This window comes from Salipiger sp. H15, assembly GCF_040409955.1.
In the GTDB taxonomy this organism is placed as follows: domain Bacteria; phylum Pseudomonadota; class Alphaproteobacteria; order Rhodobacterales; family Rhodobacteraceae; genus Salipiger.
In genome coordinates this window covers 1,583,117-1,597,563 of record NZ_CP123385.1, presented here as the reverse complement: position 1 = coordinate 1,597,563, position 14,447 = coordinate 1,583,117, and the positions used below count along the sequence as shown (strand labels likewise).

The following is a 14,447-nucleotide window of genomic DNA, read 5'->3' as shown; positions in this document are numbered from 1 at the left end:
CCTCCTTCGGATCAGGTCTCGTGGAACAGCCCCGCCTCGAGGCCGAAGCGCAGGTATTCCTCCAGCCGGATGCGCAGGTTGGCCTCGCGCTGGGGGGCGGCCAGCAGGTGCCAGGCGCCCATCTCGCCCTCGTCCGACGCTCCGGCGCGGATCTCTCTCGGCGCGACGCCGCGCAGCTGCAGGTAGGCCGGGTCGGACGCGCGCTGCGAGGTGAAGCCGGGGCGCATGGCCCGGCTCACCCGCGCGATGATCTGCGCCCGGTCGGCATCGGTGACCGGCCCGCCCTCCTCCGCCTCGGCCACCGCCTCGGCGATCGCCAGCTGCGGCTGGCAGCGGTAGCGGCGCGGCGTGACCGAGCCGTGGGGTACGAAGGAGAAGCGCATGCAGCCCTGCTGGCGGCGAATGGCGCGCACCGGCGCCCCGCTCTCGCTGCGGGCGTGCAGGAGGCTGTCGCTGACCAGCGGGAAAACCCGGGCGAGGATGCGCCCGACCACCGTGCTGGCCCGGATGGTCAGCGCCCCGGCGGGATCGCCCTCGAGCCCCGGCCCGGAGATGGCCAGCGCCGCGGCGCTTTCGCGCGGGACGAGCGCGGCGGCGTCGACGATGCTGTCGCGGATCTCGGCATTGGTGGTCTCGTCCATCGCGATCGGCCCGGTGATGCAGCGGTCGAGCAGGAGCTCGACGCCGATCGCCGAGACCGCGAGCGAGGTGGCATTGGGCGTGGCCGGCGCGCCGGTGTCGGTGAAGGACAGGCCCGGGATCAGCGTCACGTGGCGCAAGGTGACCGTCGCGGGCGAGGCGCCGTCGCCGTCCGGGCCGATCTCGACCGGCGCGCCCTCGACCGTCACCCCGTCGAGCGCGAGGCGCGCCTCGGCCCCGCCCTCGAGGGTCAGCGGCCCGCCGGGGCGCAGGATCGGGCGCAGCCCGTTGGCGGCGCGCAGGATCACCTCCGTCCCGGCCCCGGCACGCAGCGCCGCGGGCTCGGCGAAGACCTCATTGGCCGTCAGCTCGACGATGCCCCCCTCGGCCGCGACCGCGTCGAGCGCCGATTGCAGCGTCACATGGTCGGGCCCCGGGTAGAGCACCAGCGCCTGCCCCGGATCGCGGGTGAGCGTGCGTGCGCGGTTGTACTCGCCGCCGCCGATCCGCCCGGGAAAGCCGCTGTGCCACGTGGCACGGATCTCGCGCGTCTCGGCATCAGGAAAGGCAATGCGCCCGAGCACCGGGTCGATCCGGATCATCGCGTTGGGCGGATCGGGCGGCAGCAGCGGATCCGGCAGCGGCGTACCCTCGCGAAGCCGCAGCTCGGCCTCGGGCAGCGCGGTGTGGGGGCTGTGGTTCCAGCCCGGCCCGTCGTCCGAAAGGTCGCAGGCCTCGATCCGGCTCACCGGCACGAACTCGCCGTCCAGATAAAGCGCCAGCGCCCGGTCCGCCCCGTACCAGAGCGCCGGATCGGCATCGAGCGCCCGCCGCGAGATGTCGCCCGGCACGTGCTCGGGCCGCGAGATCGAGGTGATCGTCGCCTCGGGCAAGGGCAGGTTGACCAGCTGGCGCGGCGCGCCGAGCGGGTCGAAGAGGTAGCGCCGGGCATCCACCGCGGTCACCGGCATCCGGGTCGAGCCCCGCGCCATCAGCCGCCAGAGCCAGAGCCCTATGTTCTGGAAATTGTGCCGCCCGCCGAGGCTCCTGCGGCTCACCGTCTGCTGGATCGAGCGGACGTCGACGGTCTGGAGCGTCCGGTCGAAGGCGCGATCCAGCGATTCCAGCGGCAGGGGGTCCGACAGGCGCGGCGCCAGCGCGTGGCCCGGCCGCACGTGGTTCATGTGCTGGCAGGTGGCGGTGACCTGGAAATACTCGACCACGTGGGCAGGCCAGCCGGTGACGTCGCGGGCCAGCGCCTCGAGCACCGCCGCCGTGCCCTTGCGCCGCCGGTAACCGATGGTGTTGGCCACCTCGGCGCGGGTGCCGACCTGCACCCCCTCGACCTCGTAGAGCGCGCGGTAGCCGATTGTGCCGCCGATATAGGGCGCGGCCCAGTCCTCGCAGGTCTCGATGAAGAGGTTGTCGAGCAGCTGCTCGATGTTCTCCTCGACCACCGCACCCTCGCGCGCGAGGACCGCCATCAGCGCGGCGAGCGGCCCGCCCTCCCCGGCATCGCGCAGCCGGTGCACGGCGGGCAGCAGGCGGTAGAGCGCCTCGGGGGTGATCCGGGTCATGGCATGAGCTCCAGCTTGGCGAGCGGTCCGTCCTGCAGCGTCAGGATCTCCGCCGGCAGGAGCACGCCGCCGCTGCCCTGCCGCGCGCCGCGACTGGTCAGGCGCGGGTAGCTCGGCGCGGCGGTCTGCGGCCCGCTGGTGCGGCGGAAGATGTCGATGTCGATCGCGGCGACCCCCGGAACCCTGTGCGCCGCCGCGGCCACCTCGGACTGGCTGAGCACCCCGCCGAAATCGCGCGCCGCGAAGGCGAAGGCCGCGTGCAGCGCCGCCTCGAGGTCGGCCTTCACCCGGTCCGTCTCGCGCGCCGGGTCCACCGCGAGCCGCAGGCCGAGCCGGAAACTCACCGGCTGGTAGGACAGCAGCGCCACCCCGACCAGCGGATCGCCGAGCGCGCGGTAGGCCGCCAGCAGGTTCGCGTAAGTGGCCGAAGTTGCGGGGAGCGTGGCCCCGTCCTCGCCCGCGACGGTGACCACGATGCGCCGCGCCCCGCCCTGCCAGACCCAGCGCGCCTCGGCCTTCGCGATGCCCGGGAAGCCGAGCGCGAAGTCCCGGTAATCGCTGACCGAAACCACCCGGCCGAGCGTCAGCGTGTGGATCGGCGCATTGCGCCGCGCCTCGGCCATCGTCTCGGGATCCGCCCCCCCGGTCGCGGGCAGCGGATTGACCATCTCCTTGAGCCCCAGCGGGCGGTCGAGCGGCAGCGACAGTTGACCGGCGCGCAGGTTGCCGGCCCGGCCGAGCCCGCGCGAGTGGTCTGCGAAGATGTTGTCGCGCCCCGGCGTCGGGCGCGCGCCGGAGCGGCCGTCGCCGAATTCCACCACCGTCTCGCCCGCGTCGGTGAGCGAGGTCCTGTAGACCCGCGCCTCGGGCCCCCGATCGTAGAGGTCGGGCACCTCCTGCCACGCGACCCCGTCGATGCGCAGCCGCAGCGTGCTTTCCACGCCGGTCTCGGTCGCCGCGAGGCGCTGGCTCACCGGCGCGTGTTTCAGCACGAATTTCTGGAACGGCACCGAGGGATCGCCGCTGCCGAGGATGTCGCTCACCCCCTCGCCATGGGCCGCGCGCGCGACATTTGCGTGGATCGCCAGCCCCGCGCGGTCGTAGGCCGCGCCCAGCGCCTCTTGCAGCACCAGCCGCGTGCGGTCCGCCCCGACGGCGAGCGCGCTGGCGAGCGTCGCGGGCTCCGCGATCACCTCGGCCCCTTTCGGCGGGGCGACGCCGCGCAGCACGCCGAAGGCCGCGACCACCTGCCCGCGGAAGCCGGTGTCGGTCAGCACGTCATAGCGAAGGTTGATGGTCGCGGGCACGGGCTGCGGCGCGCCCATCAGCGTCACCTCCTGCCCGCGCGCGAGGCTCTGCACCCCGCCGCCCGGGGCGGCGATGGTCAGCGTGCCCACCCCTTCGTGGCGCAGCCGCGCACGCGGCCCGGTGAAGATCAGCCGCCGCCCGCCCTCCAGCCCCTCGACGCGCTGGCCAAGCTCGACCTCGGAGCCTGCGACGGGCTCGGTGATCGGGTGCTCGGCAAGGGGAAGCTGCAGACTCGCCCCGTAGACAGACGTGCGCCGCGTCCCCGCACCGTCGAAGAGATCTAGGTTCTCGGCAGTGTCGAGCGACAGCCGGCTGGCCCGCCCGCTGATCGCGTAGCGCGCCACACCGTCATCGGTGGCCGAGGTGATCCGGTAGGCCTCGGCAAGGCCGTTCTGCTTGGCAAGCACGATCCAGCTGCCCTCGACGAAGCCCTTGTGGATCGCGTCGAGCCAGATCGCCTGCGCCGCCGGGCGGCCGAAGACCCAGTCGCCCGAGCCTCCGGTCGAGATCGGCGAGGGCGGGTTGCTCTCGGGCGTGCCGCCAAAGCCGAAGTGGCTGCGCTGCTGGTTCGAGAGCGTCTTCGGATGCGGTGCGTTGTAGCCGAAGAAGTTCACCCGCTCGCGCAGGTGATAGAAGCGGTGCGCGATCTGCGCGGCCTCGCCCGGCGGCGAGACCGAGCCGAGCGGGCGGTCCCAGGTGACCCGCGTGCGGCCCGCCGCCGCATCGGGTGCCACCGCTGTCACGCGGCGGAAATCCCAGAGCTCCGAGCCCGGGTCCTCCTCCTCGCGGTTGCGCCCGGTGATCAGGATCGCGTCCCCGACGGCAAGCACGGGCAGCCCGGCAAGCCAGGTGAAGCGGTCGCCGGTGTCCGGCGCGACGGGTTCGGTCAGCCGTGGCCGCAGCCGGTTCCAGGCGACGCGGGTCTCGAGATCCTCGAGCGTCTCGAAGACCTGCGGCAGCTCGTCCGGTCCCGGCTGGCTCTGCACTCGCGTCCCCGCCGGCACGGTCAGCACCGAAACGTCGGGCGCGGCGGCGGGCGGGTCCTCCATGAGAAGCACCAGCTCGGTCTCGGCCGAGGCGCCGGGATGCAGACGGTAGCCGATCAGCCGCGCCAGTTCGGTGACCGAGAGCCGCTCGGTCGCCGTGCCGATATAGGACTCGTTCGCCAGCCGCTCCTGGTAGAAGGTCAGTACGTCGCAGCAGGCCGCCCAGGCGTCGATCAGCGCGATCGAGAAATCGTCGTCCTCGCGCGTGCGCAGCCGCGCCAGCGCCGGATGCGCGGCCGAGGCGAGCCCGGTGAGCATCGAGGCCTTGAACCGCGCGTGATCGCCGACCCGGAAGGCGATGGCCGGAAGCCCCGGGCGGTTCTCCACCGGCTGCACGGTCGCGAGCGCGGTGCCGTCGCAGCAGCCGCAGGCATCCGCCGTCGCGCCCTCGTCGGCATGTCCGATCCGGATCGGGGCCTCGGTCATTTCCCGCCTCCCATCTCGATCGCCAGCACGCCGCGCTCGGGGAAGTTGCGGTCGTTCTCGAGCTGCAGGATCTCGAGGCGCCCGAAGCCGATGACCCCGGCCTCGAGGTCGATGGCATTGCGCACGCCCCGCCGCCGGAAGAGCCGTGCCTCGACCGCGGCCACGCCCTCGACCGCCATGACGGCGGCATAGAGCGCCGAGAGGTAGAGCGGCGTGCCGAAGGTGAAGTTGTCGGGGTGGAAGAAGCCCCTTCCGCCGCCGGGAAGCGTGCCCGCCGACAGCGCCTCGAACACCGCGCGGCGCACCTCGGAACGGAAATGGTCGTGCCCGGCGCAGATGAAGAGCGACAGCTCGAGCGGCACGAAGCGCGGCGCGTCGATCTCGAGGTCGTAGCCCGCCATACGCACCGGGTCGAGCTGGCCGAGAAGTTCGGCCTCGAACTCGGGCGTCACCGGGCGGCCGCCGAAGCGGTCGACGGTGACGAAGACCGTGTGCCCGTGGCCGTTCCATCGGAAGGTCGCGGCGGCGCGCTGCACGTCGCGGTGGCGCTCGGCCATGCGGGCGTAATCCTCCTCGGTCACCGCGCGCTCCTGCCGGCGGTAGGCATAGGGCGCGGCCTGCCGCACCTCCTCCATGGTTTCGGGATCGCGCCCGCCGGTCGCGGGCAGCGGGTTGCGCACCCGGGTGATCTGGCCGAGCCCGGTCAGCGCGTGCGAAATCGCCTCGGCCCCGACATTGCCCGCCCTTCCGTTGCCGACGCGGTAGACTGCCCCGAACGTGGTGCCCGAAGCCGGGCGGCGGCCGAGCCGGTCGTCGCCGAAGCGCAGGAACCCGCGCTGGTCGGCCTCGGTCTCGAGCACGAAATGCCGGTCCTCGGGCGCGGATTGCAGCAGGTCGGGCTGCGCGTGCCAGTCCAGAAGGTCGGCGCTCAGCGTGATCTTCGGCTGGCGCTGCACCCCCTCCAGCGCGGTCGCGGCACGGGCCGAGGGCGCAGCCTCATCGAAGGGCGCGACCTGGCTCACCGGACCGTGCAGCAGCGCGGGGCGGAAGCGCGGCGGCACGTTTTCCGGCTCCGGATGCTCGCAAGGATCGCCCCCACCCGCGGGCACCAACTGCAAATGCGGCGCGGGCACGGGACCGAGCGGTTCGGGCACCTCGATGGTCGCGCCGTGATCGGCAAGGAGGATATTGCCGAGCGCGTGGCTCACCTCGCGCTGCAGCCCGCCGCCCGCCGCCTCGTCGAGCAGCGCCGAGAGGCAGAGCGGGAAGGGCAGCGCGTCCTCCTCGGCCCAGCGGATCTCGGTGATCTCGGCGGGGCCGCCCTCGGCGAAGTCGTCGCTGAGCCCGGCCTGCACCGCGGTCAGCCGCACCGCGTGGCGCTTCGCGGGATCGGCATCCGCCGCCCGCCCTGTGCGCGGCCCGAGCCGTTCCTCGAAGACCAGCACGTCGCCGGCTTCGAGCATGTCGAAATTCCCCGCCAGCGTCGCCCGCGTCGCGCCCTTCGGCAGGCAGCATTCGGCGTCCGACCATTCGTGGAAGAACATGCCGTTCCCGGCGACGGTCAGCGCCTTGGCATGCAGCGCCTCGAAGACCTGCGGCGCGCGGGCGAGCGCCGCCTCGCGCGCGCTTGCCGGGATCGCCGGATCGAAGCCGGTGAGCCGGGTCAGGAACTGCGTGCCCGCGGGCACCACGACCCCGTCCGCATCGGTCGCCACATGTACCCAGACCCGCGCGTTCGCGCCGTCATCCATCCGGTAATCCACCAGCCGCGCGTGCCGGCGCACCGACGAGCGCCTGCGCGCGGTGGCGAGATAGGCCTCGGTATGGGCCGCGTCCTGCGCGTAGGAAAGCCGGTCGGCGGTATAGGCCAGCGCCTCGACGAGGGTGATGCCGAGATCGGCCGGGCTGCGCTCCTGCCAGCCCGGCATGATCTGCGCCATGCGGCCCAGCATGAGCCGGCGGAAGCTCTGGTAATCCTTGGCGAGGTAGGAAAGCACCGGCTGCCGCGGCGGCTCCTCGGGGCAATCGTGCACCGGCGCGCAGTCGAAATCGCTGGGGCATTCGACCTTGAACGAGAAGGCGACCTCCGAGAGCACGTGGTCGATCCCGGCGGGCGGCACCAGCGCGCCCGGCCCGCTCACGAAGCGCAGCCGGTAGGTCGAGAAATCCCCCGCCGCGCTTGTGCGGATGGCCAGCACGTGGTCCGGCTCGGGGAGCGCCTGGAGATAGGCGTCGATCTCGGGCTCGGCCGGGGGCGCGTCCGGCGCATCGGCGCGGGTGATCCACTCGATGCCGATGCCGGTCACCCGCACGCCGCCCGATAGCTCGATCTGGTCCGGGGTCAGCAGCGGCGCGGGCGCGAGGAAGCGCAGGATCAGCGTGCGCTGCCGGGCCGGGTTGTCCTCGGGCTCGCGGTCGAGCACCTCGAGAAAGTCGATGCCGTTGATCGCCGCGCCATCGTCGATGGCGGCCAGCAGGCGCTCGCGGCGGCGCGGGTCGCAGCAGTGGTAGATCATGGCCCGCCCCCTGCGCCGCCCGCGGTGAAGCTGGCGCTCTGCCGCGCGCCGCTCCGCAGCAGGATGTAGACGATGGTGATGCGGATCGCGGGACCCTCGGCCTCGGAGCGCACCTCCTCGACCGCGATGCGCTGGCCGAGATACTGCTGCAGCGCGCCGCGGATCATCAATTCGCTCGTCGCCGCGGTCTCGACACTGGCCGGGCCGAAGACCAGCTGGTGGACCCCCGCCCCGAACTCGGGCCGCATCACCCGCTCGCCGGGATTGGTGAAGAGGATCTGGTGGATCAGGTCGCGGATATGCCCCTCCTCCGAGATCTCCGCCGTCCGGTCGCGCCCGTCGAAGTGATAGGGAAAGTCGAGCTGCATGGCCTCAACTCCCGATCGCGCGCGTCTGCGCCTGCACCGGCAGCAGCGGCGTGCCGGTCGGCTGGCAGATGCTGGTCGAGCTTTGCAGCACCGCGGGCGCGCCCTCGATGAAGACCCGCGTCGCGGCCACGACGAAGCTGGCGGTGACGCAGGGCCCGTTGCCGCCCGGCGGCACGAAGCCGCAGCCCGCCACCACCCAGGGCGAGAGCTGCGACACCGCGGGCTGGCCGCTCAGCAGCACCCGGGCCGAGGGCGAGGCCGGCAGCGCCTGCCCGCCGTGCGAGCAGGTCACCGTCGCGCCGAGATGCAGGATGGGTCCGGTCATGCGCGCCTCCCTCAGATCACCGTCAATGCGCCGTTGTTCACGGTCACCGTCGGCCCCGTCATCACGATCGAGGCCCCCTTGCCGTTCTGGATGTAGATGCCGGTGTCGTTGACGATCAGCGACGCGCCGGTTGCAGTCTTGAGCACGATGCCCCCTGTCGGCCCCGGCAGGTCGGTGATGGTGATGCCGTTCTGCAGCAGGGTCTGGATGGTCACCGCCGAGAGGCCCGGCGGCGTCAGCTGGTGCAGCGCCGGCACCTCGGCGGCGGAGCCGAAATAGCAGCCAGTCCAGATCGGCTGGTCGGCGTCGCCCTTCTCGAACTCGATCCAGACCCCCGCGCCGACGGGCGGAACGCCGATCACCCCGCTCTGCAGCCCGGCGACGGGAAAGCAGGGCATGCACCAGCTGCTCGGCGCGAGGCCCGAGACATCGGGCACGATCGCCTGGATGCGGCCGATCAGCATCGGATCGACGTTGTTGACCACCGTGCCGCGATATTTTCCGAAATACTGCGTCATGCCGGCACCGAGGGACGGGTGGGCAAGAGCCCGCTACGCTTGAGGGTGAAGCTCTGCTTGTACTTCCCGCGCGACAGGTCGTGGGTCACGCTCTGCACGTAATGCACCCCGTCGAAGGCGGGACCGGCGCCGCGCACCCCGACGAGGCTGCGCGCCCGCAGCACCCGGCCGTAGCGCAGCACGTCGATCGTGCCCGTCCCGGTCACCGGGTCCGCCCGGCGCGCCGCGGCGGCAAAGCCGCGCACTACGGCCTCGTAGGGATGCAGATGCGCGGTGTCGGTCAGCCGGGTGATCGTCGGCGGCAGCGGCGGCACCGCCCCGATCGGCGGGTGGAACGGGATGCTCGACGGGATCGGGATGGGGATCGGCGCCTTGCTCTCCCGCTGCTGGATGTAGACCACCGGGATCTCCAGCCCGTCCTTGTCGAAGGTGAAGGAAAGCTGCTCTGTGTTGGTGGAAAAGCCGCTCTCCGCCGTCAGCGCCGGCTGCACCGCGCCGATCCGCACCTCGGGCCCCCAGTAGGCGAAGGAGGTCGCCGGGGCCGGGCCGGGCTTCATGAAGAAGGTGTAGCCCGCCTCCTCGGCCAGCGCGAGGATGTAGGCCAGATCCGTGCCCTTGTGGCGCGGGATCTTGTCGGTCGGCAGCGGCGGGCCCTCGAGGCTCGGGATCACCTGCGGGATCACCCCGAGCCAGGCGTATTTCGCCAGGATCAGCGCCACCCGCGCGGCGGGCGGCATCGCCGGATAGGGCGTGCCCGAGAAGTCGATCTTGGTCATCGCCGCGGTGAGGTCCTTGCCCTTGACCGAGAGCATGGCGGGCTGGCCGCCCGCGCCGGGGCTGAGATCGGTGTTGGTGACCACGCCGTTGATCAGCGGCATCGCGGTGCCCGAGATCGTCGCCACCAGCGCCACGCGCAGGATCGGCAGCGCGCCGCCCCCGGCGAGCAGGAAGAGCGTGCTGAGCGGGCTGTCCTTTTCCAGCGCAAACATCAGCTCGAAGCCCGATTGCGTGTCGCCGGAATTCTCGTTGATCTTCACCCCCTGCAGCGCGTCGATCACCGCGCGCGGCGCGGGAACCGGCACGCCGGGGCCGAAGAGAAGCTGCAGGTCGAGGCCCTTGATCATGGCGCCTCCTCCCCGGCCGGCACGCCCCGCGGCAGCGTCAGCCGTATCTCGGTTCCCGGGGTCTCGAGCTCCTCGGCAAAGACCGCGCGGTTGGCGTCGCAGAGCTGCCACCAGGCGCCGGGGGCGCCCATCGCCTCGGCCGCGAGCAGGTCGAGCCGCTCGCCCTCGCGCAACACGCGGTAGCCAAGCGTCGCGAAGTCCTCGGGCGGGGGCACGAAGCGGCGGGCGAGACAGGGGATCAGCCGGCCGTCAGCTGCGCGGACGGTCGTCGTCGGAATGCCGGAGTAGCGGCTGTCGGGCGGGAAGTCCGAGGCCTCGACGATGCCCGCCTCGTACATGGCCTGGATCGGGTTCTTCATGAAAGGCCTCCCGCGCCGAGCGCATCGAGCGTGCCGCCCCGGAACCGCGCGGCGAAGCTTTCCTTGGACTTCAGGTAGGCCAGGTAGAGGCCCGAGCCGCGGTGCCCGAAGCCGAGATCGTCGACCGAGAGCACCCGCAGCGACAGCGAAACCTTGGCGTGGATCGGGTTGAGCCGCTCGTCGAACATCTCTTCGGTGATCGACATCTGCGTCACGCGCACCGGCACGATGCGGCTCGCCGACCAGACGAAAAGCGTCAGCGGCGTCTCCGCAGGGGCGATCTCGAAGCTGCCCGCGGCGGACTGGGCCTTCTGCCGCTCGAGCTGGGCCGTCGTCGGGTGGATCAGCGTCTCGAGCGCCGACAGCACCGGAAAGAGGCCGAAGGCCACCGCGTCGGGGTTCTCGCCCGGGGCCTCGAGCTGGTCGGTGGCATCGAGCGCCGCCTCGAGGCTGATCGTCTCGACCGCCGGGCCGGTCAGCCGCAGCGGCTGCGACCGGTCGGGCTCGTCGGCGATGCCCTGCACCTCGAGCGAGCGCGTCAGCGTCTCGGAGGCATATTGCAGCGAGATGATCCGATCGACCGCGCCGCTCTCGGGCGAGATCAGCACCAGCCCGGCGCGGAGCAGCTTGGGAGAACGGGTGAAGCCGGTCATGGCGGCCCTCCTAGAGCGGACTGAGATAGTCGACCCGCAGGCCGACCGTCGGGGTGAAGAGATGCTCCATCCCCGCCTCGCGCGTGGGATCGTAGACGTAGCCGAGGTTGCCGCTCGCCTCGACGGTCACGTCCCAGAGGCGCCAGCGGTAGCCGAACGAGACCCCCGCCTCCGCCCCGAGCCGCGCCCCCGACGAGCCGTCGAGCGGCAGCGCCAGCGCCGGCCCGCCGGCGACCGAGACGAAGGCGCCGCCGCCCGAGCCGGGGCGCGGGTTGCCGAAGCGGACGCCCGGGAGCACGCTGCCGATGAAGCTGCTCGGCGAGCGCACGGGCGCGGCGCCCTCGGTCTCGGTCTCGCCGATGAGCGAGAAGCCGAGCCCGAGCGTCGGGCTGAAGAAGCCGAGCACCGGGTGATCGAGCTGCACCCCCGCGTAGTGGCGCACGATCCAAGTGGGCGCGCCGGAGCCGGGCACGGCGGTGCCGACCGCGAGGTTGGGATTGAGGCTCACGGCGCTCAGCGACACGTCAATGGGCACGCCCGAGTGGATCGCCTCGACGAACATCGAGAAGGAATCCGAGTTCTGCAGCGCCTGCTCGGTGTCGAGGAAGCGGAAGCGCATCCGGTGCTCGTAGATGTCCGAGACGCTGTTGTGATCCTCGCCGAGCGACATCCCGATCCGGTGCGCGCATTCGTGCACCAGCGTGCGCGGGCGCCGGTCGTCGCCGAGGTCGAAATAGTTGTCGGTCAGGCAGATCCGCGCGCGGTTGTCCGAGCAGTAGGGCGTCGAGATATGCGCGACATAGGCATTGGCGGTGCCGTGGCTCGCGACGCATCCGTACTGGCCGCTGCGCAGCGCGAGGCGCAGGCAGGCGCCGATGCATTCGAGCCGTTCGCGCACCGTCCGCACGGTCTCTTCCGACTGGTCGTTGAAATACCACTCGAGCGCGCGGGTAGTGCCGGCCTCGTAGGGGCGGCTCGCCAGCGCGGCGACGGCGGCGGAGACGCGCGACTGCGCCTCGGTGAAATCGCTCTCGACGGTCAAGAGCCGCGCCCCGCAATCGGCGCGCGCGCAGGGGTAGCGCTGGTCCACGTGCCCGTCGCGGTCGCCGCTCTGCTGGGCGGGCGGCGTCGCGGGCGGGGGGGCCGCGCCGGGGGCGGTCTGCGGCGGTGCCGTGCCCGTCTGCCCGGCCGGAGACGCCGCCTCCTGCCGCTGCACGCTGCGCCGCGCGCCCGTGCCCTGCTGGCCCGTACCCTGCTGGCCGGTGCCTTGCTGCAAGGTGTGGGTGATCTCGTGCGCCAGCAGCCGCCGCCCCTCGGTCGAGCCGGGCGCGAGCTGGCCCTGGGCGAAGGCGATGTTGCTCCGCAGCGTGAAGGCGCGGGCGTTGATGCCCGCCGCCGCGCGTCCGGCGGCGCCACCCGTGTGCAGCCGCACGTGGGAGAGATCGCGCCCGAAACGCGGCTCGAAATACCCCCGCTCCGAGGCCGAGAGCCCGCGGCCGCTGCCCGAGACGGCCTCCGCCGCGGCGGTGAGCGGCGCGGCGCCGGGCCTTCGGGCGGAGGGAAGCGACTTGGCCCGGAGTTCCTCCTCGTCGCCGGCCCCCTCCATCCGCTGACCCTGCGCGGGCTTGGCCTGCAACTCGTCCTCCTCGCCACCGCTGCGCTGCACCAGCGGCGTCACCCGCAGCGGCTGGACCGTGGCCCCGCCCGAGACCACCTTGTCGGCGATCCGGTCGGCCTCCTGCTCGTAGCGGTCGTTCACCGGCCCCAGCGTCAGCTTCGGCTGGATCCCGAGCTGCTCCTCCGCCGCGCAGGCGGCGCAGCCCGAACCGCCGCAGGAACAGGCGCGCTGCACGGCGACCGCCTCGGCGGCGGCGATGTCGAGTACGCCGCTCATGGGGACCTCCGCGTCTTCTTCAGGTCGCTCACCGGCGGCGGCTTGTGCGGGCGCGGGATCGGGTTCTTGGCCGCGTCGAGCGAGATGTCGACGGTCACGCCGAAATCCTCCTTCGGCGGCTGGCCGCATTCGGGGGCGTAGATGTCGGTGCAGCCCGCGATTCGCTCCTTCTCCGGGCGCTTCAGGTAAGCGCTGGCAAGGATGTCGAGCAGCCCCGCGTTGCGCGCGGCATAGGGGTGGGTCAGCATGCGCGCGATGCGCTGGATGTCGGAGGCCGGGCGCAGGGCGAAGCGCGCCAGCAGGCAGTCCTTGTACTGCGCCTCCATCCCGGTGTCCTTGCCCTCGCGGTTGGCGAAGGCGGTCGCGCAGATGTCCTGCTCGTTCAGCGGACGGTTCGAGCCGCTGCGCTGCATCATCGACTCGCCCGCCAGCGTGTCCACCGGGCGCACCATCTGGCGGCGGAAAAGGTTGAGCCGGTTCGCGTAGTTGTAGGCCGGGTTTGTGGCGTGGCTCAGGTAGGAATAGCGGTCCTCGTTGTTGAGCACGTGCTGCGCCTCGTGCGCGAGCGTGCCCGGCCCCTTCACCCAGTTCTGCGACTCCGGCCAGTCGCTCGGGTCGACGCCGATGGTGAAGACGTCCTTCTGCGACCCGCCCGAGGTGACGAAGTCGATGTCGACGGTGTAGCCGGGCTGCGACATGGCCTTCTCGATGGCGTCCTGGATGCCGCTGACATTCGCCACGTCCGCCGCCGTGCCGCCGCCGCGCGGCTTGAGCAGGATCTTCACCCGCACGTAGATGTCCGCCGGGTTGCGCGCATCGACCTGGTAGGACTTGCCGAGATCCTTGTTCTTGACCCAGCTGTAGCTGCGCCCGGAGCCCGCGGCCGCCTTCTCCTCGTCGTCCTTGTGGGTCTCGCCTGTGGAGCCGGGGGCAAGCCGCGTCTGCTCGGCGTTGAAGGCCTTGAGCATGTCGGCGCGCGTCGCAACCGCCATCTCCTCGCGGCTCGTGCCGCCCCCGGTGGCAGCCTTGTCGGCTTTCTTCGCGACCGGCTCGGGAAGGTCGAAGAGCTGCTTGAGAAGGTCGATGTAGAACATCGGGCAGGCACTGGCCCGGGCGCCGTCGATGATGTCCTGCGCCGCGCCCGGGGCGTCGAGGCGCAGCTCCTCCTCGCCGGTCAACTGACGCGAGAGCCGGCGAAGCTTCTGCGCGTCGGTCTTCAGCCCCTTGAACTCGCTGCGGCCGGTGATCGCGTCGACCGCGGCCTCGAAGGCCTTGCTGTCGCCCGGCGGGATCTTCGACGGGTCGGTCGGACAGGTGCGCCGGACGGTGCCCTGCGCGCCGGGCTGGAAGCTGTGGGCGATCTCGTGGGCGAGCACGCGCCGCCCCGGGCGGCTGCCGGGATCGAAGCCGCCCGGCGCAAAGGCGATATGCGCGCCGCGGGTGAAGGCGGTGGCGCCGAGCCCCTCGGCCGCGGCGCCCGCCGCCGCGCCCGTATGGATGCGGATGTCCGACAGGTCCCGGCCGAAGCGCGGCGCGAACTGCGCGCGCAGCGGGTCCGGCAGCGGCGCGCCGCCGCGCGCGGTCGCCTCCTCGGCCTTGGCAACGGCAGGAGACACGGCGGGCGTCAGCACCGGCGTCGCGGGCGAGCTCCGCGTCGCCGAGGCCTGCGCGCGGAGCGCCGATGCCATGCGCCC

The 14,447-nt window shown here is 72.3% G+C and carries 11 protein-coding genes; all 11 read right to left on the bottom strand.

Annotated elements, in window-relative coordinates:
- Positions 1 to 11: 11 nt before the first annotated feature.
- From PVT71_RS21810 to PVT71_RS21760, 11 genes are read right to left on the bottom strand one after another with little or no spacing between them, the layout of a single operon-like run.
- A complete protein-coding gene (locus PVT71_RS21810) occupies positions 12 to 2,216 on the bottom strand; it encodes a hypothetical protein (RefSeq protein ID WP_353474582.1) in 2,205 nt (734 codons plus the stop codon).
- Positions 2,213 to 4,996 carry a putative baseplate assembly protein gene (locus PVT71_RS21805; protein ID WP_353474581.1) on the bottom strand — a complete coding sequence of 928 codons (2,784 nt, stop codon included), beginning with the start codon at positions 4,994 to 4,996 and terminating at the stop codon, positions 2,213 to 2,215. The genes PVT71_RS21810 and PVT71_RS21805 overlap by 4 nt, the downstream gene beginning before the upstream one ends.
- On the bottom strand, positions 4,993 to 7,512 hold the full coding sequence (locus PVT71_RS21800) for a putative baseplate assembly protein (RefSeq protein WP_353474580.1): 2,520 nt from the start codon (positions 7,510 to 7,512) through the stop codon (positions 4,993 to 4,995). The genes PVT71_RS21805 and PVT71_RS21800 overlap by 4 nt, the downstream gene beginning before the upstream one ends.
- Positions 7,509 to 7,880 (bottom strand): GPW/gp25 family protein, encoded by a 372-nt coding sequence (locus tag PVT71_RS21795; RefSeq protein ID WP_353474579.1) that lies wholly within the window; start codon positions 7,878 to 7,880, stop codon positions 7,509 to 7,511. Before PVT71_RS21795 ends, PVT71_RS21800 begins: the two co-directional genes overlap by 4 nt.
- Positions 7,881 to 7,884: 4 nt before the next feature.
- Positions 7,885 to 8,205, bottom strand: a complete 321-nt coding sequence (locus PVT71_RS21790) for a hypothetical protein (protein WP_353474578.1) — start codon at positions 8,203 to 8,205, stop codon at positions 7,885 to 7,887.
- Positions 8,206 to 8,216: 11 nt separating this feature from the next.
- Positions 8,217 to 8,723, bottom strand: coding sequence for a phage baseplate assembly protein V (locus tag PVT71_RS21785; protein ID WP_353474577.1), 507 nt, complete (start codon positions 8,721 to 8,723; stop codon positions 8,217 to 8,219).
- Positions 8,720 to 9,847, bottom strand: coding sequence for a hypothetical protein (locus PVT71_RS21780; protein ID WP_353474576.1), 1,128 nt, complete (start codon positions 9,845 to 9,847; stop codon positions 8,720 to 8,722). Before PVT71_RS21780 ends, PVT71_RS21785 begins: the two co-directional genes overlap by 4 nt.
- A complete protein-coding gene (locus PVT71_RS21775; RefSeq protein WP_353474575.1) occupies positions 9,844 to 10,206 on the bottom strand; it encodes a LysM domain-containing protein in 363 nt (120 codons plus the stop codon). Before PVT71_RS21775 ends, PVT71_RS21780 begins: the two co-directional genes overlap by 4 nt.
- Positions 10,203 to 10,859: a hypothetical protein gene (locus PVT71_RS21770; RefSeq protein ID WP_353474574.1), complete on the bottom strand. Its 657-nt coding sequence runs from the start codon at positions 10,857 to 10,859 to the stop codon at positions 10,203 to 10,205. The genes PVT71_RS21775 and PVT71_RS21770 overlap by 4 nt, the downstream gene beginning before the upstream one ends.
- A 10-nt stretch (positions 10,860 to 10,869) precedes the next feature.
- Positions 10,870 to 12,753 carry a DUF4157 domain-containing protein gene (locus PVT71_RS21765; protein WP_353474573.1) on the bottom strand — a complete coding sequence of 628 codons (1,884 nt, stop codon included), beginning with the start codon at positions 12,751 to 12,753 and terminating at the stop codon, positions 10,870 to 10,872.
- Positions 12,750 to 14,441 (bottom strand): DUF4157 domain-containing protein, encoded by a 1,692-nt coding sequence (locus tag PVT71_RS21760; protein ID WP_353474572.1) that lies wholly within the window; start codon positions 14,439 to 14,441, stop codon positions 12,750 to 12,752. Before PVT71_RS21760 ends, PVT71_RS21765 begins: the two co-directional genes overlap by 4 nt.
- Positions 14,442 to 14,447 lie beyond the last annotated feature (6 nt).

Excerpts from the sequence above, each read along its gene's own strand:
- PVT71_RS21770 (WP_353474574.1), bottom strand. The coding sequence starts at position 10,859 with ATGACCGGCTTCACCCGTTCTCCCAAGCTGCTCCGCGCCGGGCTGGTG.
- PVT71_RS21785 (WP_353474577.1), bottom strand. The coding sequence starts at position 8,723 with ATGACGCAGTATTTCGGAAAATATCGCGGCACGGTGGTCAACAACGTC.
- PVT71_RS21800 (WP_353474580.1), bottom strand. The coding sequence starts at position 7,512 with ATGATCTACCACTGCTGCGACCCGCGCCGCCGCGAGCGCCTGCTGGCC.
- PVT71_RS21795 (WP_353474579.1), bottom strand. The coding sequence starts at position 7,880 with ATGCAGCTCGACTTTCCCTATCACTTCGACGGGCGCGACCGGACGGCG.
- PVT71_RS21790 (WP_353474578.1), bottom strand. The coding sequence starts at position 8,205 with ATGACCGGACCCATCCTGCATCTCGGCGCGACGGTGACCTGCTCGCAC.
- PVT71_RS21780 (WP_353474576.1), bottom strand. The coding sequence starts at position 9,847 with ATGATCAAGGGCCTCGACCTGCAGCTTCTCTTCGGCCCCGGCGTGCCG.
- PVT71_RS21805 (WP_353474581.1), bottom strand. The coding sequence starts at position 4,996 with ATGACCGAGGCCCCGATCCGGATCGGACATGCCGACGAGGGCGCGACG.
- PVT71_RS21810 (WP_353474582.1), bottom strand. The coding sequence starts at position 2,216 with ATGACCCGGATCACCCCCGAGGCGCTCTACCGCCTGCTGCCCGCCGTG.
- PVT71_RS21775 (WP_353474575.1), bottom strand. The coding sequence starts at position 10,206 with ATGAAGAACCCGATCCAGGCCATGTACGAGGCGGGCATCGTCGAGGCC.
- PVT71_RS21765 (WP_353474573.1), bottom strand. The coding sequence starts at position 12,753 with ATGAGCGGCGTACTCGACATCGCCGCCGCCGAGGCGGTCGCCGTGCAG.
- PVT71_RS21760 (WP_353474572.1), bottom strand. The coding sequence starts at position 14,441 with ATGGCATCGGCGCTCCGCGCGCAGGCCTCGGCGACGCGGAGCTCGCCC.